General features: G+C 66.9%; 30 protein-coding genes. All 30 read left to right on the top strand.

The features are described 5' to 3' along the window. The first annotated feature begins 184 nt into the window (after window positions 1–184). The 30 genes from rpsL (at window position 185) to BKH20_RS06740 (ending at window position 23,805) form a co-directional block, all read left to right on the top strand. Window positions 185–559 carry a 30S ribosomal protein S12 gene (rpsL, locus tag BKH20_RS06885; RefSeq protein ID WP_003786082.1) on the top strand — a complete coding sequence of 125 codons (375 nt, stop codon included), beginning with the start codon at window positions 185–187 and terminating at the stop codon, window positions 557–559. Further along, entirely contained in the window at window positions 559–1,029 is a 471-nt protein-coding gene (gene rpsG, locus BKH20_RS06880) for a 30S ribosomal protein S7 (protein ID WP_003786052.1), read from the top strand. Before rpsL ends, rpsG begins: the two co-directional genes overlap by 1 nt. 45 nt (window positions 1,030–1,074) lie before the next feature. Next, on the top strand, window positions 1,075–3,216 hold the full coding sequence (fusA, locus tag BKH20_RS06875; protein WP_070661481.1) for an elongation factor G: 2,142 nt from the start codon (window positions 1,075–1,077) through the stop codon (window positions 3,214–3,216). A 200-nt stretch (window positions 3,217–3,416) separates the two neighbouring features. After that, the gene (tuf, locus tag BKH20_RS06870) at window positions 3,417–4,607 is read left to right on the top strand and encodes an elongation factor Tu (protein ID WP_075390448.1); all 1,191 of its coding nucleotides are present in this window, start codon (window positions 3,417–3,419) and stop codon (window positions 4,605–4,607) included. A gap of 335 nt (window positions 4,608–4,942) precedes the next feature. Continuing rightward, window positions 4,943–7,804 carry a CshA/CshB family fibrillar adhesin-related protein gene (locus tag BKH20_RS06865; RefSeq protein WP_075390447.1) on the top strand — a complete coding sequence of 954 codons (2,862 nt, stop codon included), beginning with the start codon at window positions 4,943–4,945 and terminating at the stop codon, window positions 7,802–7,804. Window positions 7,805–7,958: 154 nt separating this feature from the next. Continuing rightward, window positions 7,959–9,566: a SpaH/EbpB family LPXTG-anchored major pilin gene (locus BKH20_RS06860; protein ID WP_075390446.1), complete on the top strand. Its 1,608-nt coding sequence runs from the start codon at window positions 7,959–7,961 to the stop codon at window positions 9,564–9,566. 236 nt (window positions 9,567–9,802) lie between these two features. Continuing rightward, complete coding sequence (locus tag BKH20_RS06855) at window positions 9,803–11,041, top strand: class C sortase (RefSeq protein ID WP_075390445.1); 1,239 nt, start codon at window positions 9,803–9,805, stop codon at window positions 11,039–11,041. 257 nt (window positions 11,042–11,298) lie between these two features. Then, a complete protein-coding gene (gene rpsJ, locus BKH20_RS06850) occupies window positions 11,299–11,607 on the top strand; it encodes a 30S ribosomal protein S10 (protein WP_003786051.1) in 309 nt (102 codons plus the stop codon). Between the two features lie 8 nt (window positions 11,608–11,615). Then, window positions 11,616–12,284 (top strand): 50S ribosomal protein L3, encoded by a 669-nt coding sequence (gene rplC / locus BKH20_RS06845; protein ID WP_070661465.1) that lies wholly within the window; start codon window positions 11,616–11,618, stop codon window positions 12,282–12,284. 4 nt (window positions 12,285–12,288) lie between these two features. After that, window positions 12,289–12,933, top strand: coding sequence for a 50S ribosomal protein L4 (gene rplD / locus BKH20_RS06840; RefSeq protein WP_070661462.1), 645 nt, complete (start codon window positions 12,289–12,291; stop codon window positions 12,931–12,933). Beyond that, window positions 12,930–13,232, top strand: a complete 303-nt coding sequence (gene rplW / locus BKH20_RS06835) for a 50S ribosomal protein L23 (RefSeq protein WP_003786064.1) — start codon at window positions 12,930–12,932, stop codon at window positions 13,230–13,232. The genes rplD and rplW overlap by 4 nt, the downstream gene beginning before the upstream one ends. 26 nt (window positions 13,233–13,258) lie before the next feature. After that, on the top strand, window positions 13,259–14,095 hold the full coding sequence (gene rplB / locus BKH20_RS06830) for a 50S ribosomal protein L2 (RefSeq protein ID WP_009747234.1): 837 nt from the start codon (window positions 13,259–13,261) through the stop codon (window positions 14,093–14,095). 14 nt (window positions 14,096–14,109) lie between these two features. Further along, on the top strand, window positions 14,110–14,388 hold the full coding sequence (rpsS, locus tag BKH20_RS06825; protein WP_003786073.1) for a 30S ribosomal protein S19: 279 nt from the start codon (window positions 14,110–14,112) through the stop codon (window positions 14,386–14,388). A 31-nt stretch (window positions 14,389–14,419) separates the two neighbouring features. Beyond that, a complete protein-coding gene (rplV, locus tag BKH20_RS06820; protein WP_003789298.1) occupies window positions 14,420–14,797 on the top strand; it encodes a 50S ribosomal protein L22 in 378 nt (125 codons plus the stop codon). Next, window positions 14,797–15,618: a 30S ribosomal protein S3 gene (rpsC, locus tag BKH20_RS06815; RefSeq protein WP_075390444.1), complete on the top strand. Its 822-nt coding sequence runs from the start codon at window positions 14,797–14,799 to the stop codon at window positions 15,616–15,618. The genes rplV and rpsC overlap by 1 nt, the downstream gene beginning before the upstream one ends. 3 nt (window positions 15,619–15,621) lie before the next feature. Further along, window positions 15,622–16,041: a 50S ribosomal protein L16 gene (gene rplP / locus BKH20_RS06810; protein ID WP_075250139.1), complete on the top strand. Its 420-nt coding sequence runs from the start codon at window positions 15,622–15,624 to the stop codon at window positions 16,039–16,041. Next, window positions 16,041–16,286 carry a 50S ribosomal protein L29 gene (rpmC, locus tag BKH20_RS06805; protein ID WP_009403578.1) on the top strand — a complete coding sequence of 82 codons (246 nt, stop codon included), beginning with the start codon at window positions 16,041–16,043 and terminating at the stop codon, window positions 16,284–16,286. The genes rplP and rpmC overlap by 1 nt, the downstream gene beginning before the upstream one ends. Further along, window positions 16,283–16,576 carry a 30S ribosomal protein S17 gene (gene rpsQ / locus BKH20_RS06800; RefSeq protein WP_003789301.1) on the top strand — a complete coding sequence of 98 codons (294 nt, stop codon included), beginning with the start codon at window positions 16,283–16,285 and terminating at the stop codon, window positions 16,574–16,576. Before rpmC ends, rpsQ begins: the two co-directional genes overlap by 4 nt. A 711-nt stretch (window positions 16,577–17,287) precedes the next feature. Next, complete coding sequence (gene rplN, locus BKH20_RS06795; RefSeq protein WP_003781898.1) at window positions 17,288–17,656, top strand: 50S ribosomal protein L14; 369 nt, start codon at window positions 17,288–17,290, stop codon at window positions 17,654–17,656. A gap of 2 nt (window positions 17,657–17,658) precedes the next feature. Beyond that, the gene (gene rplX / locus BKH20_RS06790; protein ID WP_003781892.1) at window positions 17,659–18,003 is read left to right on the top strand and encodes a 50S ribosomal protein L24; all 345 of its coding nucleotides are present in this window, start codon (window positions 17,659–17,661) and stop codon (window positions 18,001–18,003) included. A gap of 2 nt (window positions 18,004–18,005) precedes the next feature. Then, window positions 18,006–18,563: a 50S ribosomal protein L5 gene (rplE, locus tag BKH20_RS06785; protein ID WP_009396382.1), complete on the top strand. Its 558-nt coding sequence runs from the start codon at window positions 18,006–18,008 to the stop codon at window positions 18,561–18,563. A 1-nt stretch (window position 18,564) separates the two neighbouring features. Further along, window positions 18,565–18,750 (top strand): type Z 30S ribosomal protein S14, encoded by a 186-nt coding sequence (locus BKH20_RS06780; RefSeq protein WP_003781856.1) that lies wholly within the window; start codon window positions 18,565–18,567, stop codon window positions 18,748–18,750. Window positions 18,751–18,808: 58 nt separating this feature from the next. Beyond that, window positions 18,809–19,207 (top strand): 30S ribosomal protein S8, encoded by a 399-nt coding sequence (gene rpsH / locus BKH20_RS06775; RefSeq protein ID WP_003781870.1) that lies wholly within the window; start codon window positions 18,809–18,811, stop codon window positions 19,205–19,207. 21 nt (window positions 19,208–19,228) lie between these two features. Then, window positions 19,229–19,768, top strand: a complete 540-nt coding sequence (gene rplF / locus BKH20_RS06770) for a 50S ribosomal protein L6 (protein ID WP_003781878.1) — start codon at window positions 19,229–19,231, stop codon at window positions 19,766–19,768. 2 nt (window positions 19,769–19,770) lie between these two features. Further along, a complete protein-coding gene (rplR, locus tag BKH20_RS06765) occupies window positions 19,771–20,151 on the top strand; it encodes a 50S ribosomal protein L18 (protein WP_003789309.1) in 381 nt (126 codons plus the stop codon). Window positions 20,152–20,185: 34 nt separating this feature from the next. Next, the gene (rpsE, locus tag BKH20_RS06760; RefSeq protein ID WP_003781868.1) at window positions 20,186–20,893 is read left to right on the top strand and encodes a 30S ribosomal protein S5; all 708 of its coding nucleotides are present in this window, start codon (window positions 20,186–20,188) and stop codon (window positions 20,891–20,893) included. Then, on the top strand, window positions 20,893–21,099 hold the full coding sequence (gene rpmD / locus BKH20_RS06755; protein WP_009396392.1) for a 50S ribosomal protein L30: 207 nt from the start codon (window positions 20,893–20,895) through the stop codon (window positions 21,097–21,099). Before rpsE ends, rpmD begins: the two co-directional genes overlap by 1 nt. 1 nt (window position 21,100) lies before the next feature. Then, window positions 21,101–21,577: a 50S ribosomal protein L15 gene (rplO, locus tag BKH20_RS06750; protein ID WP_070661453.1), complete on the top strand. Its 477-nt coding sequence runs from the start codon at window positions 21,101–21,103 to the stop codon at window positions 21,575–21,577. A 351-nt stretch (window positions 21,578–21,928) separates the two neighbouring features. Then, a complete protein-coding gene (gene secY, locus BKH20_RS06745) occupies window positions 21,929–23,221 on the top strand; it encodes a preprotein translocase subunit SecY (protein WP_075390443.1) in 1,293 nt (430 codons plus the stop codon). Next, on the top strand, window positions 23,218–23,805 hold the full coding sequence (locus BKH20_RS06740; RefSeq protein ID WP_176747190.1) for an adenylate kinase: 588 nt from the start codon (window positions 23,218–23,220) through the stop codon (window positions 23,803–23,805). The genes secY and BKH20_RS06740 overlap by 4 nt, the downstream gene beginning before the upstream one ends. Window positions 23,806–23,836: the final 31 nt, after the last annotated feature.

Below are 23,836 nucleotides of genomic sequence, written 5' to 3'. Positions count from 1 at the left end.
CTGCCGCGGCGGGAACCGACGGGCCCCTGACTGCGGGGCTCCGGACGTCGTCATCGGGCTCGCCCCGATCTCGGCGGGCCGGCCCTCTCCGCGGTGGCGTGCGCCGTCGAGCCACCAATGGGGGAGCGGCCCGGCACGCAGGCAGCAGCCAGATATAGACTCACGTCCCCATGGAGAATCAGTAGTGCCTACCATTCAGCAGCTGGTCCGCAAGGGCCGCTCGACGAAGCGCTCCGCGTCCAAGACGCCGGCGCTCAAGGCAAGTCCGCAGCGCCGTGGCGTGTGCACCCGCGTGTACACCACGACCCCCAAGAAGCCGAACTCCGCCCTCCGTAAGGTCGCCCGTGTGCGCCTGTCCACCGGTATCGAGGTCACGGCCTACATCCCCGGTGAGGGCCACAACCTCCAGGAGCACTCCATCGTGCTCGTGCGCGGTGGTCGTGTGAAGGACCTTCCCGGTGTCCGCTACCACATCGTGCGTGGCGCCCTCGACACCCAGGGTGTCAAGGGCCGCCAGCAGGCACGTTCCAAGTACGGCGCCAAGAAGGAGAAGAAGTAATGCCTCGTAAGGGTCCCGCACCCAAGCGCCCGCTCGTCGTCGACCCCGTCTACGGCTCGCCGGTCGTCACCCAGCTCGTCAACCGCGTCCTGCTGGACGGCAAGAAGTCCACCGCCGAGCGGATCGTCTACGGCGCCCTGGAGGGCGTGCGCTCCAAGACGGACCAGGACCCGGTCTCGGTCCTCAAGCGCGCTCTGGACAACATCCGCCCCGCCCTGGAGGTTCGCTCCCGTCGCGTCGGTGGCGCCACCTACCAGGTGCCCGTCGAGGTCCGCCCCGGCCGCGCCACCACCCTGGCGCTGCGCTGGCTCGTGGACTTCTCCCGCCAGCGCCGCGAGAACACCATGACCGAGCGTCTCATGAACGAGATTCTCGACGCCTCCAACGGCCTGGGCGCCGCGGTCAAGCGCCGCGAGGACATGCACCGCATGGCCGAGTCCAACAAGGCCTTCGCCCACTACCGCTGGTAGTGCCGGAATCAGCTCCGTACCCCACACGAACGAAGGACACCACCAGTGGCACTTGACGTGCTGACAGACCTCACCAAGGTCCGCAACATCGGCATCATGGCCCACATCGATGCCGGTAAGACCACCGTGACAGAGCGCATCCTGTTCTACACGGGCATCAACTACAAGATCGGCGAGACGCACGACGGCGCCTCGACGATGGACTGGATGGAGCAGGAGCAGGAGCGCGGTATCACCATCACCTCCGCGGCCACCACCTGCTTCTGGAAGAACAACCAGATCAACATCATCGACACCCCCGGACACGTGGACTTCACGGTCGAGGTCGAGCGCTCCCTGCGCGTGCTCGACGGCGCCGTCGCGGTCTTCGACGGCAAGGAGGGTGTGGAGCCGCAGTCGGAGACGGTGTGGCGTCAGGCGGACAAGTACAACGTCCCGCGCATCTGCTACATCAACAAGATGGACAAGCTGGGCGCCGACTTCGACTTCTCCGTCCAGACCATCCGCGACCGTCTCCACGCCACCCCGATCGTCCTCAACTTCCCGATCGGCGCCGAGAACGAGTTCTCCGGCCTCGTCGACGTCCTGGAGATGCGGGCCATCCGCTTCCCCGAGAAGGACGCCGATGGCAAGGAGACCCGCGGCTCGATCGTCGAGTACGAGGAGATCCCCTCCGAGCTGGTCGCCAAGGCCGAGGAGCTGCGCGCCCAGCTGATCGAGACGGTCGCCGAGGCCGACGACGCCCTCATGGAGAAGTACCTCGAGGGCGAGGAGCTCAGCATCGCCGAGCTCAAGTCCGGTATCCGCAAGCTCACCGTGGCCGGTGAGGCCTTCCCGGTCCTGGCCGGGTCCGCCTTCAAGAACAAGGGCATCCAGCCCGTGCTCGACGCCGTCCTGGACTACCTGCCCTCCCCGCTCGACGTCCCCGACGTCGAGGGCCACGCCGTCGGTAACGAGGAGGAGGTGCTCACCCGTCCGGCCGACGAGAAGGCTCCCTTCTCCGCCCTGGCCTTCAAGGTGGCCACCCACCCCTTCTACGGCAAGCTCGTCTACGTGCGCGTCTACTCCGGCAAGGTCTCCCAGGGCGAGATGGTCCTCAACGCCACCAAGGGCAAGAAGGAGCGCATCGGAAAGCTCTTCCAGATGCACTCCAACAAGGAGAACCCGGTGGAGGAGGCCCACGCCGGCCACATCTACGCCTTCATCGGCCTCAAGGACGTCACCACCGGTGACACCCTGTGCGCCCAGGGCTCCCCGATCGTCCTGGAGTCCATGACCTTCCCGGACCCGGTCATCCACGTGGCCATCGAGCCCAAGACCAAGGGCGACCAGGAGAAGCTGGGTGTGGCCATCCAGAAGCTCTCCGAGGAGGACCCCACCTTCACCGTCTCCCTCGACGACGAGACCGGCCAGACCGTCATCGGCGGTATGGGCGAGCTCCACCTGGACGTGTTCGTGGACCGCATGCGCCGAGAGTTCAAGGTCGAGGCCAACGTGGGCGCCCCGCAGGTCGCCTACCGCGAGACCATCCGCAAGAAGGTGGACAAGGTCGAGTACACCCACAAGAAGCAGACGGGTGGCTCCGGTCAGTTCGCCAAGGTGCAGATGAGCTTCGAGCCCCTCGCGGCCGACGAGGCCGCCGAGACCGCCGACGGCGAGAAGGCGCACTACGAGTTCGCCAACGCCGTCACCGGTGGTCGCGTGCCCCGCGAGTACATCCCCAGCGTGGACGCTGGGGTCCAGGACGCCATGCTCACCGGTGTCCTGGCCGGCTACCCGATGGTGGACATCAAGGCGACCCTCATCGACGGCGCCTACCACGAGGTCGACTCCTCCGAGATGGCCTTCAAGATCGCCGGCTCCATGGCGTTCAAGGAAGGCGCCAAGAAGGCCTCACCGGTCCTCCTCGAGCCCGTCATGGCCGTCGAGGTCCGTACTCCCGAGGAGTACATGGGCGACGTCATCGGTGACCTCAACTCCCGTCGCGGCATGATCGCCTCGATGGAGGACGCCGTCGGCGTCAAGGTCATCCGCGCCAACGTGCCCCTGTCGGAGATGTTCGGCTACGTCGGTGACCTGCGCTCCAAGACGCAGGGACGCGCCGTGTACTCCATGACCTTCGACTCGTACGCCGAGGTTCCCAAGAACGTCGCCGACGAGATCATCGCCAAGGTCAAGGGCGCCTGACGTCCTGCCACCGGGGTCCGCGCCGGCTGCACGCAACCGTGGCGGACCCCGGCCCGGCGGCGCCCCTCGGGTGCCGACCGGGACCCAGTTCAGTAAGATTTCCAACATCCACCAGTAGAGACTCTCGACGCCCGGGCGGCTAGCATGTGTGCTAGTCGAATCCCGACGAAGAGAACTACCCGAGTCCCAGGAGGACACCAGTGGCCAAGGCCAAGTTCGAGCGGACCAAGCCGCACGTCAACATCGGAACGATCGGTCACGTCGACCACGGTAAGACGACGCTGACCGCTGCGATCTCCAAGGTTCTGCACGACGAGTACCCCGAGCTGAACCCCTTCACCCCCTTCGACGAGATCGACAAGGCTCCTGAGGAGCGTCAGCGCGGTATCACCATCAACATCGCGCACGTCGAGTACGAGACCGCCAAGCGTCACTACGCGCACGTCGACGCCCCCGGGCACGCCGACTACATCAAGAACATGATCACCGGTGCCGCCCAGATGGATGGCGCGATCCTCGTGGTCGCCGCCACCGACGGCCCGATGGCCCAGACCCGCGAGCACGTCCTGCTCGCCCGCCAGGTGGGCGTCCCCGCCCTCCTCGTGGCCCTCAACAAGTCCGACATGGTGGACGACGAGGAGCTCCTCGACCTGGTTGAGATGGAGGTGCGCGAGCTGCTGTCCTCCCAGGACTACGACGGCGACGACGCTCCCGTCATCCGCGTCTCCGCTCTCAAGGCCCTCGAGGGCGACGCCGAGTGGGCCGGCAAGATCAAGGAGCTCATGGACGCGGTGGACGAGTACATCCCCACCCCTGAGCGTGACATGGACAAGCCCTTCCTCATGCCCATCGAGGACGTCTTCACCATCACCGGTCGCGGCACCGTCGTCACCGGTCGTGTGGAGCGCGGCAAGCTCCCGATCAACTCCGAGGTCGAGATCCTCGGTATCCGCGAGGCCCAGAAGACCACGGTCACCGGTATCGAGATGTTCCACAAGCAGATGGACGAGGCCTGGGCCGGCGAGAACTGCGGTCTGCTCCTGCGCGGCACCCGTCGCGAGGACGTCGAGCGCGGCCAGGTCGTCTGCAAGCCCGGCTCCATCACCCCGCACACCGAGTTCGAGGGCCACGTCTACATCCTCACCAAGGACGAGGGCGGCCGCCACAACCCCTTCTACTCGAACTACCGTCCGCAGTTCTACTTCCGTACCACGGACGTCACCGGCGTCATCACCCTCCCCGAGGGTACCGAGATGGTCATGCCCGGCGACACCACCGAGATGACCGTCGAGCTCATCCAGCCCATCGCCATGGAGGAGGGCCTCGGCTTCGCCATCCGTGAGGGTGGCCGTACCGTCGGCTCCGGCCGCGTCACCAAGGTCATCAAGTGACCCGCTGACGCCCTGCGCCTCCGCGTAGCACAGACCTCCCCGGTCAGAGCAGCCGCTCTGACCGGGGAGGTCTTTTTTGTGTTCCACCATGGGCAATGGCGCGGCCTACCGCGAATATGAATAGAAATGTGAATGACACTATTTCTTAGTTTTTGTGATACCAGCGTAATGAATGGTGTCGCAATGCCATAACGGACGATTTCAGATCCATCACCGACCCCGTATTGCCCGATTTCGTCAACTAGGTTATCCACTGTCACCAGGCACCTGGATGTCGACGCCCATTTGCGGGCGAACCCAGTGCCGTTGAGTTCTCATGAAGTGGAGTGTTTCCTTTGCTGCGTCGTCGTGCCATCCTGCCTCGCCTGCGTAAGCTCGTCGCCGGCGCTGCGGCACTCACCTGCGTCGCAGCGGCGCTTGTGGGCACTGAGCAGCCTTCTGCCGGGGCGGCCCCGAGGGGACTTCCAGCCGATGCGCTTCCGGCGGTCTTCGCCCAGGGTGGTACCAGCTGGTACCGGGACACTATCCAGTGGCTCCAGTGGGCGGACTATGACAGCAACTTCGCCGGCCAAACCAAGCCGAATGTCCCCGTGCTCGACTACGGGCAGCGCAAGACCTTCACCAACTACCGTGACATGGGGGAGGCCGGCTATCTAGTCACCACCTGCAACCTGTCCAATCTCAAGCACATTGGCCATCAGAAGGGGTTTCCTGACGATCTTGCTCGTGGCCCGCTGGTCGCCACCATTCCCGGTACCTGGGCCGGCGACATCCTCGACAACCTCTACAACATCGGGGGCGCCGGGGGGTGGAGCGACGGCAGCTCGGAGTGGCACAGTGGTCTGACGTACCCGAAGGACTACGTCAACCACAACCAGATGGTCATTGGGCTGGCCAATGGCTACGCCTACAACGGGGACAAGACCTGGGACGGCAAGGACAAGAACGACCGCCGGGCGGACCGCACCCCCACGGGCGGATACTCGCGCATCAGCTTCGACGTCTCCTGCTCGGCGACCCTCCAGGCCCCCGACGGCAGCTCCACGCCGGTGGGTCTCAACGGCCTGGTCTTCGCCGACGCCGAGGCCTCCAACCCCGGGAGCACCAATGAGCCCTTCGACGGCGAGTGGATCCAGGCCCAGGTCCCCAACAACCAGCGAGTCACCTGGCGTCTCCTCGATGGCGGGCGTTCCAACAACTGCACCGACACGAGAGGAGGCACTGGGCGGCCGGTCACTACCCGCGCGACCCTGTCCGACGGGAACCGCACCCTGCGGTTGGACAACACGGCGCAGGAGTGCGTCTACCAGAACGGCGGAGGTTACTCCAAGCCCAACGGCATCGGCGGGCCCGCAGTGTCCATGTTCATGGAAGGGGCGACTAGCGCCACCATCACCATGCAAGGATCCGGCTACTCCGCCGTCGCCCTGGGGCTGGTCCTGGCCACCGACTTCGGGGATGCCCCCGCTTCCTACGGCAGCGCCTCTGCTCTCCTGCAGCCCAAGTGGGACGGTGGTGAGGTCACGAGCCGCAACGGCTACGACCTCTTCGGCGGTCGTCTCATCAACACCACCCGCATGTACGCCTCAGGACCCTACCTGGGTTCCTCGATCGACGCCGAGCCTCAGCAGCATTTCAGCGACGGGGCCGACGGCGATGACAACGACGGCTGGTACGGCAACGACGAGGACGGTGTCACCATCCCCGCCGCAGGCATCGAAACCGCTCCGGGCCAGAACGTCACCCTCAACGCCCGTTGCAACGGAGGGGGAGCAGTCGCCGGCTGGATCGACTGGAACCACAACGGTGTGTTCGATCCCGCTGAGAAGAGCGCCCAGGTGACGTGTGACGGCAGGTCGAATGCCACGTTGAGATGGACCGTGCCCGAGGACGTCGTACGCAGCATCGACGGGGAAACCGGATCTCAGCCCCACACCTACCTGCGGGTGCGGACGGCTAAGGCAGGTGTCGACCTCAAACCCACCGGCAGCACGATGGACGGTGAGGTTGAGGACTACCGGCTCGCCGTTCGCGTCCCCACCATCCAGCTCGTCAAGAACGTCCAGGCCCCCTACACCGGGCAGGTCAAGGCCCTCGGGGCCGACCAGTGGACCCTCAAGGCCCAGCAGGGCAACGGCGGCGCCGCATCCCTGCAGGTGACCGGCACCGTCGACACCGGGATCAAGGTCACGCGTCCAGGACAGTACGGGCTCAGCGAGTCCTCCACGAATCCCCAGGCGCCAGGGTACGAGGCGAGCGCATGGCGCTGTTCTCAAACCCCCGGCACGGTCGGTAACTGGGGCGGCTCGAGCCTGTCCGGATCCACTATCCGGGTGAGGGGAACCGATCGCATCACCTGCTCGGTCACCAACACGACCAAGCCCGGGGCGCTGTCCTGGACCAAGGTCGATCAGGACGGCAAGACGCCCTTGGGCGGCACCACGTGGACGCTCACCGGTCCCGGCGTCCCCGCCGGCACCGTCGTCGAGGACTGCCAGGCGGCCGGCTGCCGCACCGGCGCCTACAAGGACACCAACCCGGCTCCCGGCGTCTTCGACGTCACCGGGCTGCCGTGGGGGAGCTACTCCATCACCGAGAAGACCACTCCCAGCGGCTACCAGCGTCTGGAGAAGACTCTGGCCTTCGACGACGTCTCCGGCGCCAACCTCAAAGCCGGCTTGAAGGACACCACGGGCGTCGCCAAGGGCGCCGTGACCAATCAGCGTCTGACCGGATCGGTGTCCTGGAAGAAGCAGGACATGAGCGGGCACGCCCTTGGCGGCTCGGAGTGGACGCTCAGCGGCCCCGGAGTCCCGGCCAGGACCACCGTCACCGACTGTGTCATCACCGGTGGCAGAGGACGGTGCCCGGGCGGCCCCTACGCCGACACGGACCCCGCAGCCGGTTCCTTCACCGTGACCGGTCTGCCCTGGGACACGCGTTCCTACTCCCTGGTGGAGAAGCGGGCTCCCGCGGGCTACCGACTTGACACGACGAGCCGCAGCTTCGCCATCAAACCCGATGCCCTCCAGTACTCCTTCTCGAAGGCCTTCACCAACGAGAAGGCGGCCACCCCCCGCCTGCCTCTGACGGGTGGACGCGGTGCGCACATCTTCCTGATCGCGGGCGCGGTCGTCTCCGCTGTCGCGATCTCCACCGGACTCCTAAGGAGGCGCCGTCACCGCAACCTGGACTGATTCGTCCGCCGACCCGTGCATGAAAGGTCGGAGGCGCCGGTGACGCCGTCGGGCAAGACGGAGTCGTCCACCGGAGAAGCACTCCCTATCCACATCCCACCTCTGCCACGCGCTCGCATCTCCCCGCGGCGCACAGTGAAAGGAATCCCAACCCATGAAGTACAACGCCAGTGCGCTGGGGCGTCGGGCTGCTGCCGCAGCCGGTGTCCTCACTCTGGCCGTGCTCGGCCTGGCCCCCATGGCCCAGGCCGAGAACGCCAACTACGGAAACATCAAGGAGGATGCGAAGGGTTCCCTGACCATCCACAAGCACATCATTGGAGACGACAATCCCATCGGAACCCCCGCTGGTGCCTCCGTGACCAATGACAACAAGGGCGAGCCCGTCCCGGGCGTCGTCTTCACTGCTTACCCGATCACCGACATCAACCTGAAGGACCCCGCTGGGTGGGACACGATCAACAATCTGTCCAAGGCCGGCGTGCCGGACAGCGCCTGCGCTAACCCCGCGGCCCCCACGCTGGGAACGCACACGTTCGGTGAAGGTATGGCCTCCCCGGAGACCAGCGATGAGGGCGTCGCCAAGATTCCGGACATGCCGGTCCAGGCCTACCTCGTGTGCGAGACCAAGGCTCCTGGAGACATCGTTCAGAAGGCCAAGCCCTTCGTGGTGACGATTCCTCACCCGAACACCGCTGCGGGTGCCGACGGCCAGTGGATCTACGACGTCCACGCCTACCCCAAGAACGAGGCCATTGACGTTCAGAAGAGTATCCAGGAGCAGAAGCTCAACGGCTACGGTGTCGGCTCCCTCATCAAGTTCCCGGTGACTTCTTCGGCGCCGACTCTCGACGCCAAGTCCTACTACAAGTACTTCCAGCTCCGGGACACCCTGGACGACCGCCTCACGGAGGTGACCGCCACTGAGGTCTCCCTCGAGGGCACGACCCTGCAGCCCACCGACTACAAGGTGGACACCAACGGTCAGACCGTGACCGTCACCTTCACCGCCTCCGGTCTGCAGAAGATCAAGGACGCCCCCGGCAAGAAGGTGTCCGCCGTCTTCCAGGGCAAGGTGACCAAGACCGGCAACAACGGCGCCATCACGAACCGGGCCCAGGTGATCAGCGACACCGTCTACGCCGAGCAGCCCCCGACTCCTGAGACGCCCCCGACGAACCCCGACAACCCCCCGACCTCCAACGAGGTGACGTCCCACTGGGGTGACCTGACGATCAAGAAGGTTGACAGCCACCAGCAGGGCCAGGACAAGGCGGGCCTCAAGGGTGCTGAGTTCCAGCTGTACAAGGCCAAGGACGCCTACGCCGGCACCTGCTCCAAGGAGAAGGAGGGCGACCCCATTGCCATCAACGGCGAGACCACGCTGACCACGGGCAGCGACGGCACCATCGGCATCAAGGGCCTGTTTGTCTCTGACTCCATTGAGGGCGCGAGCCGCGACAACAAGGTCAACGCCACTGAGCGCTGCTACGTCCTGGTTGAGACCAAGGCGCCCGCCGGCTACGTCCTGCCCGCCGGTGACGATGCCGTGACCGCCGTCCAGGTCAAGGCAGGCGACGTGACCACGGACAACGTCACCGTCGAGAACACCAAGCAGTCGGTCCCGGGCCTGCCCCTGACCGGTGCCAACGGCATGCTCATCCTGACCGCCTCCGGCGCGTCCCTGCTGATGATCGCCGTCGGCTCCGTCCTGGTGGCCCGCTACCGCGAGCGCAAGCACAGCGCGAACCTCGCTGCCTGATGACAACCGCTGTCGGCCGGGGCCCGTGGGCCCCGGCCGACAGCCACAACCGCAAGAGCCTCGCCTCAACCGCGTCGTGACCGGGTTCTGAGCCTGTCTCGATCGTGAGGTCGTGGCCCGAGCGGAAGCGGTGCAGGCACTCGGCGGACCTCGTTCCGTCGAGCGCCTGCACCGTCATGTGCGACCCCGCACCATCCCCACCCCGTCCACCCGACCCTGGAAGCGCACGAGGCCCCATGATCTCCCGCAAAGCACGCACACCCCGCACCGCCCGGACTCCGCGAACACGCGCCTCGAGCCTCCAGAAGCACCGTCGTCCCCGTACCTGGCGCCTATCGGTCTCTGCGCTCATCACCGCCATCATGGCGATCGTCGGCATGGGGCTGCTGACCTATCCGACGGCGGCCTCCTGGATCTCCCAGTACAACCAGTCGAAGGTGACTGCCGACTACTCCGCCCAGGTCGATGGGGCACGTCCCGACGCCAAGACCCAGATCGAGCAGGCTCACGCGTACAACGACGCCCTGTCTGCCGGAGCGGTCCTGGAGGCCAACAACCACGTCCCCACCGGCGCCGGCTCCAGCAAGGACAGCTCCCTGAGGTACGCCAACATCCTCAAGGCCAACAACGAGGGCCTCATGGCCCGGCTCAAGATTCCCTCCATCTCCCTGGACCTGCCCGTCTACCACGGCACGGCCGACGACACCCTGCTCAAGGGCCTGGGGCACCTGGAGGGCACCTCACTGCCGGTCGGGGGAAAGGGGACTCGCTCGGTCATCACCGGGCACCGCGGCCTGGCCGAGGCCACCATGTTCACCAACCTGGACAAGGTCAAGACCGGTGACAGTCTCATCGTTGAGGTCTTCGGGGAGGTCCTCACCTACCGGGTCACCAGCACCAAGGTCGTCGAGCCCGAGGAGACCGAGGCCCTGCGCGCCGAGGAGGGCAAGGACCTGCTCACCCTGGTGACCTGCACGCCCCTGGGCATCAACACCCACCGCATCCTGCTGACCGGCGAGCGCATCTACCCGACCCCGGCAAAGGACCTTGCGGCGGCGGGCAAGCGCCCTGACGTTCCCCACTTCCCCTGGTGGGCCGTGGGTCTGGCGGCGGGGCTCATCGTCGTCGGGCTGTACCTGTGGCGCTCGGGCTACGCGGCGGCGAGGGTCAAGGAGCGGGGCCTGGCCAGGGCCCGTGAGGCGGAGCAGGAGCCGCGTCCCCAGACCTGGGCGGAGCAGATGCGGATCTGGATGGACGACGACGCCGGTGTCGAGCCCCAACGGTGGTTCACCGACCTGCCGGTCCCGCCCCAGCCCTCCGAGATGGAGAACCTGGCGCTACTGGAGGAGATCGCGTCCCTGTCGGCGCCGTCCGCCCGATGGGATGACGAGGAGCTCATCGACACCGCCGAGATCCCGGTGCTGGACGCGACACGCCCGAGCGCGGGGGCCAGTGGGCGGACTCACAGGCTCTAGGCCCCATCCTGGGTTCCGCTGTCCGGGCGAGCCCTGATAACGTAATCCGGCCGGCCAAGGGTGTGCGCCTGTGCGCCCCTGGTTGTGCCGCCCCGGGACTCCCCGGGATTCATTCTGACGGACCCGTTCCTCCTGAACGGGTTTCCGTGTGTCCAGACCGGTTCACCGCCTTCCCTCACGGGAGTGGCGCGCGTCCTGAAGCGACACGCCCGAGCGCGTGGACCGGCCAGAAGCAAGTACAAGAGAGGTTAGGCGCCATGGCGGGACAGAAGATCCGCATCCGGCTCAAGTCCTACGACCACGAGGTCATTGACTCCTCGGCGCGCAAGATCGTCGACGTCGTGACCCGCGCTGGTGCGACGGTCGTGGGCCCGGTGCCGCTGCCGACCGAGAAGAACGTGTTCTGCGTGATCCGGTCGCCGCACAAGTACAAGGACAGCCGCGAGCACTTCGAGATGCGCACGCACAAGCGGCTGATCGACATCGTCGACCCGACGCCCAAGGCCGTCGACTCGCTCATGCGTCTCGACCTGCCCGCTGACGTCAACATCGAGATCAAGCTCTGAGGACTGCCATGACAACGCTTAACACGCCGGCTGCCGCCGCGCCTGCCAAGGCGCTGCTCGGCACCAAGCTCGGCATGACGCAGATCTGGGACGAGAACGGGGTCCTGCGCCCCGTGACCGTCGTCCGGGTCGACACCAACGTCGTGACCCAGGTCCGCACCATCGAGACCGATGGCTACGAGGCCGTTCAGCTCGCCTTCGGCGACATCGACGCCCGCAAGGTCACCAAGCCGCTCGCCGGTCACTTCGCCAAGGCCGGGGTCGAGCCCCGCCGCCACGTGGCGGAGGTCCGCACCTCCCTGGCGTCGGAGTTCACCCCCGGCCAGGAGCTGGCCGCTGACACCTTCGAGGTCGGCCAGCTGGTCGACGTCACCGGAACCTCCAAGGGTAAGGGGTTCGCCGGTGTCATGAAGCGCCACGGCTTCGCCGGTGTGGGCGCCTCCCACGGTGCTCACCGCAACCACCGCAAGCCCGGCTCCATCGGCGCCTGCGCCACCCCCGGACGCATCTTCAAGGGCCTGCGCATGGCCGGCCGTATGGGCCACGCGCGCCGCACCGTCCAGAACCTCAAGATCCGCGGCGTCGACGTTGACAAGGGCGTTCTGCTCGTCAACGGCGCGATCCCCGGCCCCAAGGGCTCGGTCGTCGTCGTCCGCACCGCCGTGAAGGGAGCCTGAGACCATGACTGAGGCACTCACCGTCGACGTCGTCGACTCTACGGGCAAGAAGACCGGCAGCGTCGAGCTGCCCGCCGAGATCTTCGACGCCCCCCTCAACATTCCGCTCATGCACCAGGTGGTCGTCGGCCAGCTGGCCGCGGCCCGCCAGGGCACCCACGCCACCAAGACCCGCGGCGACGTCCGCGGCGGTGGCCGCAAGCCCTACCGCCAGAAGGGCACCGGCCGCGCCCGCCAGGGCTCGACCCGCGCCCCGCAGTTCGTCGGCGGTGGCACCGTCCACGGCCCGCAGCCGCGCGACTACACCCAGCGGACCCCCAAGAAGATGAAGGCCGCCGCCCTGCGCAGCGCCCTGTCCGACCGCGCCCGCAACGGCCGCGTCCACGTCATCACCGAGTTCGTCACCACCACGGTGCCCTCCACCAAGAACGCCCTGGTCGCGCTGCGCAACCTCACCGACCGCAAGGCTCTGGTGATCGTGGACCGTCAGGACGACCTGTCCAGGCTCAGCCTGCGCAACGCCCCCGAGGCGCACGTCCTGTGGGCCGACCAGCTCAACACCTACGACGTTCTCAAGTCCGACGACGTCGTCTTCACGGCCTCTGGCCTGGACGCGTTCCTGGGCAAGGGTGAGGAGGAGTCCAAGTGAGCCTCGAGAAGTCCAAGAACCCCCGCGACGTCATCATCGCGCCGGTGGTCTCCGAGAAGTCCTACGCCTGCATGGACCGTGGCCAGTACACGTTCATCGTGGCGCCGGGATCCAACAAGACCGAGATCAAGCAGGCCGTCGAGGCCATCTTCGATGTCAAGGTCTCCTCGGTGAACACCATCAACCGCAAGGGCAAGACGCACCGCACCCGCACCGGGATCGGCAAGTCCAAGGACACCCGCCGTGCGATCGTCACCCTGCGCGAGGGGACCATCGACATCTTCGGTGATGTGGCCTAGTGCGCCACGGAAGGTAAAGGATCGATATGGGAATCCGTAAGTACAAGCCCACGACCCCGGGTCGTCGCGGCTCCTCCGTGGCCGACTTCGTGGAGATCACGCGCAGCACGCCCGAGAAGTCGCTGGTGCGCCCGCTGAGCAAGTCCGGTGGACGTAACTCCTCCGGTCGTATCACCACCCGCCACAAGGGTGGTGGCCACAAGCGCGCCTACCGTCTCATCGACTTCCGTCGTCACGACAAGGACGGCGTGCCCGCGAAGGTCGCTCACATCGAGTACGACCCCAACCGCACCGCGCGCATCGCCCTGCTGCACTACATGGACGGCGAGAAGCGCTACATCATCGCCCCGAACAAGCTCCGTCAGGGCGACGTCGTCGAGGCCGGTCCCAGCGCCGACATCAAGCCCGGCAACAACCTGCAGCTGCGTCACATCCCCACCGGTACGGTCGTCCACGCGGTCGAGCTGCGTCCCGGTGGCGGGGCCAAGATCGCTCGCAGTGCCGGCACCTCCGTCCAGCTGGTCGCCAAGGAGGGCAAGTACGCGCAGCTGCGCATGCCCTCCGGGGAGATCCGCAACGTGGAGGCCGCCTGCCGCGCCACCATCGGCGAGGTCGGCAACGCCGAGCAGTCCAACATCAACTGGGGCAAGGCCGGCCGTATGCGCTGGAAGGGCGTGCGCCCGACCGTCCGCGGTGTCGTCATGAACCCGGTGGACCACCCGCACGGTGGCGGTGAGGGCAAGACCTCCGGTGGTCGTCACCCCGTCTCGCCGTGGGGCAAGCCCGAGGGCCGCACCCGCCGTCCCAACAAGTCCAGCGACCGCCTCATCGTGCGTCGTCGTCGGACCGGCAAGAAGCGCTGATAGGAGCCTGAATCATGCCGCGTAGTCTGAAGAAGGGTCCCTTCGTCGACGACCACCTCCTCAAGAAGGTGGACGCTCAGAACGAGAAGGGCACCAAGAACGTCATTAAGACCTGGTCCCGCCGTTCGGTCATCACGCCGGACTTCCTGGGGCACACCTTCGCCGTCCACGACGGTCGCAAGCACGTGCCGGTCTTCGTTACCGAGTCCATGGTGGGCCACAAGCTCGGTGAGTTCGCTCCGACCCGCACCTTCCGCGGGCACGTCAAGGACGACCGCAAGTCGCGTCGCTGACGGACGTCGGAAAGTTTGAGAGGCAGAGAACATGGAAGCCAAGGCGCAGGCAAAGTACGTGCGCTGCACGCCGATGAAGGCGCGCCGGGTCGTGGACGTCGTCCGCGGCAAGCGCGCCGTCGAGGCCGTCAACGTGCTCCGATTCGCCCCGCAGGCCGCTGCGGTGCCGGTGCGCAAGGTCCTCGAGTCCGCAATCGCCAACGCCCGGTTCAAGGCCGAGCGTGACGGTGAGCGTTTCGACGAGAACGACCTGTTCATCATCGAGGCGTTCGCCGACGAGGGTCCCACCCTGAAGCGGTTCCGTCCCCGTGCGCAGGGCCGGGCCAGCAGGATCCTCAAGCGGACCAGCCACATCACCGTCATCGTCGGGGACAAGTCCGACGCCGCAACGAAGGAAGGAGCCCGGTAATGGGGCAGAAGGTCAACCCGACCGGGTTCCGCCTGGGCATCACCACGGACCACCGCTCGCGCTGGTTCGCCGACTCCACCAAGCCCGGTCAGCGTTACCGCGACTTCGTGGAGGAGGATGTCAAGATCCGCCGCCTCATGGAGGACGGCATGGAGCGGGCCGGTATCTCCAAGGTCGACATCGAGCGCACCCGTGACCGCGTGCGCGTCGACCTGCACACCGCCCGTCCCGGCATCGTCATCGGCCGCCGCGGAGCCGAGGCCGAGCGCCTGCGCGGTCAGCTCGAGAAGCTGACCGGCAAGCAGGTCCAGCTCAACATCCTTGAGGTCAAGAGCCCCGACCTGGACGCCCAGCTGGTCGCCCAGGGCATCGCCGAGCAGCTCGCCTCCCGCGTGTCCTTCCGTCGCGCCATGCGCAAGGGCATGCAGTCCGCGATGCGCGCCGGCGCCAAGGGCATCCGGGTGCAGTGCTCCGGCCGCCTGGGCGGCGCCGAGATGAGCCGCAGCGAGTTCTACCGCGAGGGGCGCGTGCCGCTGCACACCCTGCGCGCGAACATCGACTACGGCTTCTACGAGGCCAAGACCACCTTCGGCCGCCTCGGCGTCAAGGTGTGGATCTACAAGGGCGACATCACCGAGCGCGAGTTCGCCCGCCAGCAGGCCGAGTCCGGCTCCCGTGGCCGGGGCCGGGGCGAGCGCCGCGGCGGCCGTCGTGGCGACCGCGGTGAGCGCGGTTCGCGTCAGAACACCGAGCAGCAGCAGGCAGCCGAGCAGACGCTGGCCGCCGAGACCGCTGCCGCAGACCAGGGAACGGAGGCCTGAGCCGTGCTCATCCCCCGCCGGACCAAGTTCCGCAAGCAGCACCGCCCGCACCGCACGGGCCTTTCCAAGGGCGGCAACCAGATCGCCTTCGGTGACTACGGCATCCAGGCCCTCGAGCCCGCCTACATCACCAACCGCCAGATCGAGGCGGCCCGTATCGCCATGACCCGCCACATCAAGCGTGGCGGCAAGGTGTGGATCAACATCTTCCCGGACCGCCCCCTGACCAAGAAGCCCGCCGAGACCCGCATGGGTTCCGGTAAGGGTGCACCCGAGTGGTGGATCGCCAACGTCAAGCCCGGACGCATCCTGTTCGAGCTCGGCGGTGTCGACGAGGCCCTCGCCCGCGAGGCCATGCGCCGCGCACAGCACAAGCTTCCGATGAAGACCCGTTTCGTGACTCGTGAGGGTGGTGACGTCTGATGGCAATCGGTTCCAAGGGTCTGACCCCCGCCGACCTCGACGGCATGGACAACGAGCGCCTCTCCGAGGAGCTCTCCAAGGCCAAGGCCGAGCTGTTCAACCTCCGGTTCGCCTCGGCGACCGGCCAGCTCGAGGACCACGGACGTCTCAAGGCTGTGCGTCGCGACATCGCCCGCATCTACACGATCGTGCGCGAGCGTGAGCTCGGTATTCGCACCGCCCCGAGCACGGAGGAGTCCAAGTGAGCGAGCAGACCAGCACCGAGAACGTCGAGCAGTCCACCGAGCGCCCCCAGCGCAAGGTGCGTCGCGGCTACGTCGTCTCCGACAAGATGGACAAGACGGTTGTCGTCCTCGTCGAGGAGCGCTACAAGCACTCCCTGTACGGCAAGGTCCTCCGTCGCTCCAAGAAGGTCAAGGTCCACGACGAGAACAACGAGGCCGGTGTCGGCGATCTCGTCTCCATCATGGAGACCCGCCCGCTGAGCGCCACCAAGCACTTCCGCCTCCTGGAGATCCTCGAGCGCGCCAAGTGACCCTCGGCTGAACGCCGCCCTCGACGTCGTCGAGACGGCCCCCGATGCCGCAGCCTCCCACCCGGGAGGCTGCGGCATCGGCGTTGTTGACGGCGGCTCCTCGCGGGGCGGCGCCGACGCCGGAGCGCGTGGTACTCCACGAGGGTCGGGCGCTAATGGAAGAGGGTCGGGTGTACTCCAAGGGGGTGGGGGCATCGTGCAGTAGGCACAACCCTCGGCCAGTGCATCCCCACCCTCGTGGAGTCTGGTCGCCGGTCAGGCGGATCGGGGGCTGCGTTCTCCCGCCAGGACGTACTTCTCCCGCAAACGGTGATGGTCGTAGCGCAGTCCTCTGCAGGAAAGCGCAGTCCTCGACGGACAGGTATGTCGTCGATCAGGGGCCGGCGGGCCGGCCGGGTGCCTCGCGGCGTCGGTGCAGGAGGCCCGGGAAAAGCCGGTGAGCAATGGCACAGGCCCTGGTCGTCATCTCAGGTTCCGCGCGATACGGCGGCTGGACTAGGCTAATGGAGTTGCGCGCGCCCTCGGTGCGCCCGGCAGAGACCTCGTGCAGTCTGCGCCTGTGTCTGTCGGGAGAGCGTATCGCGGGAATCCCCTATCCCTGGGGCGGCCTCGTGCGGTCTGTGGCCGGGGGAGACGTGTGCAAGACCAGAAGAACGTTCGGCCAGGCTCAGGAGCTTCCTGAGAACCGGCTCGACGACAGGAGAACACTCAATGATCCAGCAGGAGTCGCGACTGAAGGTCGCCGACAACACCGGTGCCAAGGAGATCCTTTGCATCCGTGTTCTCGGTGGATCGGGTCGGCGCTATGCGGGTATCGGCGACACGATCGTCGCCACCGTCAAGGACGCCATTCCCGGCGGCAACGTGAAGAAGGGCGAGGTCGTCAAGGCCGTCGTCGTGCGTGCCCGCAAGGAGCGTCGTCGTCCCGACGGCTCATACATCCGCTTCGACGAGAACGCCGCCGTCATCCTCAAGAACGACGGGGAGCCGCGCGGTACGCGCATCTTCGGCCCCGTCGGCCGTGAGCTTCGCGAGAAGAAGTTCATGCGCATCGTCTCGCTCGCCCCGGAGGTGATCTGAACATGGCACGCATCAAGAAGGGCGACCAGGTCATCGTCATCGCCGGTAAGGACAAGGGCAAGACCGGCCGCGTTCTGGAGGTCCTCAAGGGCACTGACCGTGTCATCGTCGAGGGCGTCCAGCGCGTGACCAAGCACACCAAGGTGGGGCAGTCCCAGCAGGGCGCCCGCACCGGCGGCATCGAGACCGTTGAGGCGCCCATCCACGCCTCCAACGTCATGCTCGTCGACCCCAAGACCAAGAAGCGCACCCGGGTGGGCTTCCGCGTCGAGGAGGGCGTGCGTCCCGACGGCCGCAAGCGCACCGTCCGCGTGCGTTACGCCAAGAAGAGCGGGGAGGACCTGTGACCATGGCTGAGAAGACCACCCCCCGTCTCAAGACGAAGTACACCGAGGAGGTGCGCCCCGCCCTGCTCAAGGAGTTCCAGCACGGCAACGTGATGGAGGTCGGGCGCGTCGTCAAGGTCGTCGTCAACATGGGTGTGGGCGAGGCCGCCCACGACTCCAAGATGATCGAGGGCGCCGTGCGCGACCTCGCCGCCATCACCGGCCAGAAGCCCCAGGTGACCCGGGCCCGCAAGTCCATCGCGCAGTTCAAGCTGCGTGAGGGCATGCCGATCGGTGCGCACTCCACTCTGCGCGGCGACCGCATGTGGGAGTTCCTGGATCGTCTGGTCTCGATCTCGCTGCCCCGTATCCGCGACTTCCGCGGTCTGAGCCCCAAGCAGTTCGACGGGAACGGCAACTACACCTTCGGTCTGACCGAGCAGGCCGTCTTCCACGAGATCGACCAGGACCAGATCGACCGCGTCCGCGGCATGGACATCACCGTGGTGACCACGGCCAAGACCGACGAGGAGGCCCGCTCGCTGCTCAAGCAGCTCGGCTTCCCCTTCAAGGAGAAGTGAGATGGCGAAGACCGCACTGATTGAGAAGGCGAACCGCAAGCCCAAGTTCGGTGTCCGTGCCTACACGCGCTGCCAGCGCTGCGGCCGCCCGCACTCGGTCTACCGCAAGTTCGGCCTGTGCCGTATCTGCCTGCGTGAGATGGCCCTTCGCGGCGAGCTCCCGGGCGTGAGCAAGTCCAGCTGGTAAGAACTTACGTCGCAGGTCCGCTGAGGAAACCACGACGAGGAAGGGCCAAGGCCCACTCATGACAATGACAGACCCCATCGCAGACATGCTGACCCGTCTGCGCAACGCAAACAGCGCCTACCACGACACCGTGTCGATGCCGTCGAGCAAGCTCAAGGTGAACATCGCTGAGATGCTCAAGTCCGAGGGCTACATCGCCGGCTACGAGGTCACGGATGCCGAGGTCGGCAAGACGCTCACGCTGAGCCTCAAGTACGGAGCCAACCGCCAGCGGGCCATCCAGGGCCTGCGCCGGATCTCCAAGCCCGGCCTGCGCGTCTACGCCAAGTCCACCAACCTGCCCAAGGTCCTCGGCGGCCTGGGAGTGGCGATCCTGTCCACCTCCTCCGGCCTCCTGACTGACAAGCAGGCCGAGTCGCGTGGCGTGGGCGGCGAAGTCCTCGCCTACGTCTGGTAAGAGAAGGAACGGAGGAAAACCATGTCTCGTATTGGACGGCTCCCCGTTCCGGTTCCTGCCGGAGTGGACGTCACCATCGACGGCCAGGACGTGACGGTCAAGGGCCCCAAGGGCACCCTGTCCCGCACGATCAGCGAGCCCCTGAGCGTCACCCGCCAGGAGGACGGCTCCATCCTGGTCACGCGCCCCGACGACGAGCGCCGCTCGCGCTCGCTGCACGGACTGTCGCGCACCCTCATCAACAACATGGTGATCGGCGTCACCGAGGGCTACTCCAAGCAGCTCGAGATCGTCGGCACCGGTTACCGCGTCGCCGCCAAGGGCCAGGGCATCGAGCTCTCCCTCGGCTTCTCCCACACCGTGACCGTTGAGCCCCCCGAGGGCATCACCTTCACGGTCGACGGCAACCTGAAGATCACCGTCTCCGGTATCTCCAAGGAGCAGGTCGGCGAGGTCGCGGCGAACATCCGCAAGATCCGTCCGCCGGAGCCCTACAAGGGCAAGGGCGTGCGCTACGCCGGCGAGAACGTGCGCCGCAAGGTCGGAAAGGCTGGTAAGTGACCATGGCTTACTCGATCAAGAGGGGCAAGGGCAACCCCCGCGCCATCGCCCGCAAGATCCGTCACCAGCGCGTGCGCAAGCACATCTCCGGCACGCCCGAGCGCCCCCGCCTGGTGGTCACCCGATCCAACCGCCACATGGTGGCTCAGGTCGTGGACGACACCATCGGTCACACCCTGTGCGCCGCCTCCACCCTGGAGGAGGCCGCCAAGGGCGTCGAGGGCCACAAGGTGGGCGCCGCCCACAAGGTCGGCGAGCTCATCGCCGAGCGTGCCAAGGCGCTGGGCATCGAGGCAGTCGTGTTCGACCGCGGCGGCAACAAGTACCACGGCCGTGTCGCGGCCGTCGCCGAGGGCGCCCGCGAGGGCGGCCTGAAGCTGTGAGCACTAAGACGACGAGAAAGCAGAGGAACATCTGATGGCTGCACCGCAGCGAGACAGGTCCGCGTCGTCCGACGGCTCGGCCCAGCGCGAGAACGACGAGCGCCGGGGCGAGGGCCGCGGCCGCCGCGACCGCAACAACGACCGCCGCGACCGTGGTCGCGGCAACGACGACAAGTACATCGAGCGCGTCGTCACCATCAACCGCGTGTCCAAGGTCGTCAAGGGCGGCCGCCGCTTCACCTTCACGGCCCTCGTGGTCGTCGGTGACGGTGAGGGCACCGTCGGCGTGGGCTACGGCAAGGCGAAGGAAGTTCCTGCCGCCATCGCCAAGGCCGTCGAGATCGCGAAGAAGAACTTCTTCCACGTCCCGATGATCCGCCGCACCATCCCGCACCTGGTCCAGGGCGAGGACTCCGCCGGAGTCGTCCTCCTGCGCCCGGCGTCCCCCGGTACCGGTGTTATCGCCGGTGGTCCGGTGCGCGCCGTGCTGGACTGCGCCGGTGTCCACGACATCCTGTCCAAGTCGCTGGGCTCCTCCAACGCGATCAACATCGTGCATGCCACGGTGGACGCCCTCAAGCAGCTCGAGCAGCCCGAGGCCGTCGCGGCCCGCCGTGGCCTGCCCCTGGAGGACGTCGCCCCGCAGTCCATGCTGCGGGCCCGCGCCGAGGGTGAGGCCGACAAGCGCGCTCAGGCCGAGAAGCAGGAGGCCGAGAAGGCCGCTGAAGGAGTGGGTGCGTGATGGCTGAGTCCGCATCGAAGCAGATGACCAAGCAGCTCAAGGTCACTCAGGTCCGCTCTGGCATCGGGGGCACCCACCGCCAGCGCGAGTCCCTCAAGACCCTGGGTCTGCGCAAGATCCGCCAGTCCGTCGTGCGCGAGGACAGCCCCAGCGTGCGCGGCCTGATTGCCACGGTGCACCACCTGGTCACCGTTGAGGAGGTCTGAGATGGCTGACACCGAGAACACGCAGCAGGAGAAGGTGCGCGTCGTCAAGCTGCACCACCTGCGTCCCGCCCCCGGAGCCAAGAAGGCCAAGACCCGCGTGGGTCGTGGTGAGGCGTCCAAGGGTAAGACCGCCGGTCGCGGAACCAAGGGCACCAAGGCTCGTTACCAGGTCCGTCCTGGCTTCGAGGGCGGCCAGATGCCGCTGCACATGCGTCTGCCCAAGCTGCGCGGCTTCCGCAACCCCAACCGGGTCGAGTTCCAGCCCGTGAACGTCGGCCGCATCGCCGAGCTGTTCCCCGAGGGCGGCACGGTGACCGTGGAGGACCTCGTCGCCAAGGGCGCGGTTCGCAAGAACCAGCTCGTCAAGGTTCTCGGCGGCGGCGACGTCACCGTGGCCCTGACGGTCACGGTCGACGCCTGGTCCGGCTCCGCCAAGGAGAAGATCGAGGCCGCCGGCGGCACCATCGCCACGCGCTGAACGCCGGTCATGCCGTGCCCGACAGGGGTGACTCCCTGACGGAGCGGTCCTGACGCATCGCAAGATCACAGACCCCGGCGGCCCAGGGAAACCTGGGCCGCCGGGGTCTGTCGTGCCCCGACGTCGAACAGAGAGACGACTCCTGCACGCCGGCGGCGAGGTGCCTTGGATCACCCCGGGCCGGCTCACCGGGACGGGACGTGAGAAAACCCGCACCTCAGCCGCGTTGCAAGCCCGTCTCAGCGCCCGGGTGGTGAGCTCGGCGGGGTAGTCTGGGCCGGGCGCAGTTCCCCTGCGCTCCGCCTTGCTGCCCGCAGGGCCGAACCCACCCCCGAGTCCACAGGAGATCGAGTGCTCAGCGCGTTCACTCAGGCGTTCAGAACGCCAGACCTCAGGGCGAAGCTGCTCTTCACCCTCGGCATCATGGCCCTGTTCCGGCTCGGGTCCATCCTGCCGGCGCCCGGCGTCAACCTGGTCAACGCCCGGCAATGCATCGCCGCTGCCGAGGATCAGAACCTTCTCAGCCTCGTCAACGTCTTCTCCGGTGGTGCGCTGCTTCAGCTGAGCGTCTTCGCGCTGGGCATCATGCCCTACATCACCGCCTCCATCATCATTCAGCTCCTGCGGGTCGTCATCCCCCGCTTCGAGGAGCTCCACAAGGAGGGGCAGGCGGGCACCGCCAAGCTCACCGAGTACACCCGCTACCTCACCATCGGCCTGGGGCTGCTCCAGTCCAGCACCATCGTGGCCACGGCCAAGAGCGGCAAGCTCTTCCCGACTTGCAACAAGCCGGTTCTGCCCGACGGCTCGGTGGTCACCCTGCTGCTCATCATCATCACGATGACCGCCGGCACCGGCCTCATCATGTGGCTGGGCGAGCTCATCACCGAGCGCGGCATCGGCAACGGCATGTCGCTGCTCATCTTCACCTCCATCGTGGCCCAGTTCCCCTCCAACATGTTCTCCATCGCCGGAGGCAACAACGGTGCGACCAACTTCGCCATCATCGTGGCCGTCGTCCTCCTGGCCACCCTCGCGGTCGTCTACATCGAGCAGGCCCAGCGGCGCATCCCCGTGCAGTACGCCAAGCGGATGATCGGGCGCCGTCAGTACGGCGGGTCGACCACCTACATCCCGGTCAAGATCAACACCGCCGGCGTCATCCCCGTCATCTTCGCCTCCTCGATCCTGGCCATGCCCCAGCTCATCGCCGGCTTTGGTGATGACAGAAGCGCGTGGGTCCAGTGGATCATGAGGAACCTGCAGCAGACGCACCCGATCTACCTGACCGCCTACGGCGTCCTCATCCTGTTCTTCGCCTTCTTCTACACGGCCATCACCTTCGACGCCGAGGAGATCGCGGACAACATGAAGCGCTACGGCGGCTTCATCCCCGGCATCCGTGCCGGCGAGCCCACCGTGCGCTACCTGTCCTACGTCATCAACCGCATCACGACGGCCGGCTCCATCTACCTGATGGTCCTTGCCCTCATCCCGACGCTCGCCGTCATCTGGCTGGACCTGGCTCACCACCTGCCCTTCGGCGGAACCACTATCCTCATTATGGTGGGTGTGGGTCTTCAGACCGTCAAGGAAGTCAACTCCCAGCTGCAGCAGCGTCACTACGAAGGGTTCTTGTCATGAGCGCACGCATGGTTCTTCTCGGTCCCCCCGGAGCGGGCAAGGGCACCCAGGCCGCCCGGATCGCCGAGCGCCTGAACATCCCGGCCATCTCCACCGGAGACATCTTCCGCGCCAACGTCGCCGGCGCCACCGAGCTCGGCACCCAGGCCAAGGCCTACATGGACAAGGGCGAGTACGTGCCCGACTCCATCACCAACGCCATGGTGGCCGACCGCATCGCCCAGGCCGACTGCGAGAACGGCTTCCTCCTGGACGGCTACCCGCGCACCACGGCCCAGGTCGGCGAGCTCGACTCCATGCTGAAGGCTGCGGGCCTGGCCCTCGACGTCGTCGTCGAGATCACCGCCGACGCCGAGGCCGTCGTCGCCCGCCTGCTCAAGCGGGCCGGCGAGCAGGGGCGCGCCGACGACACCGAGCCCGTCATCCGCCGCCGCCTCGAGGTCTACGCGGAGTCCACGGCGCCGCTGGCCGACCTCTACGCCGAGCGCGACCTGCTCGTCCAGGTCGACGGCATGGGCGAGATCGACGTCGTCACCGGCCGCATCATGGAGGCCCTCGCCTCCCGCGGCATCACCGGCTCCTGAAGCCCACGCTCACCGGCGGGTCGTCTGCTCA

This window comes from Actinomyces oris (genome assembly GCF_001937445.1).
Classification (GTDB): domain Bacteria; phylum Actinomycetota; class Actinomycetes; order Actinomycetales; family Actinomycetaceae; genus Actinomyces; species Actinomyces acetigenes.
Note: the sequence above shows the minus strand (reverse complement) of the source record. Positions and strands in the feature narration are given on the sequence as shown.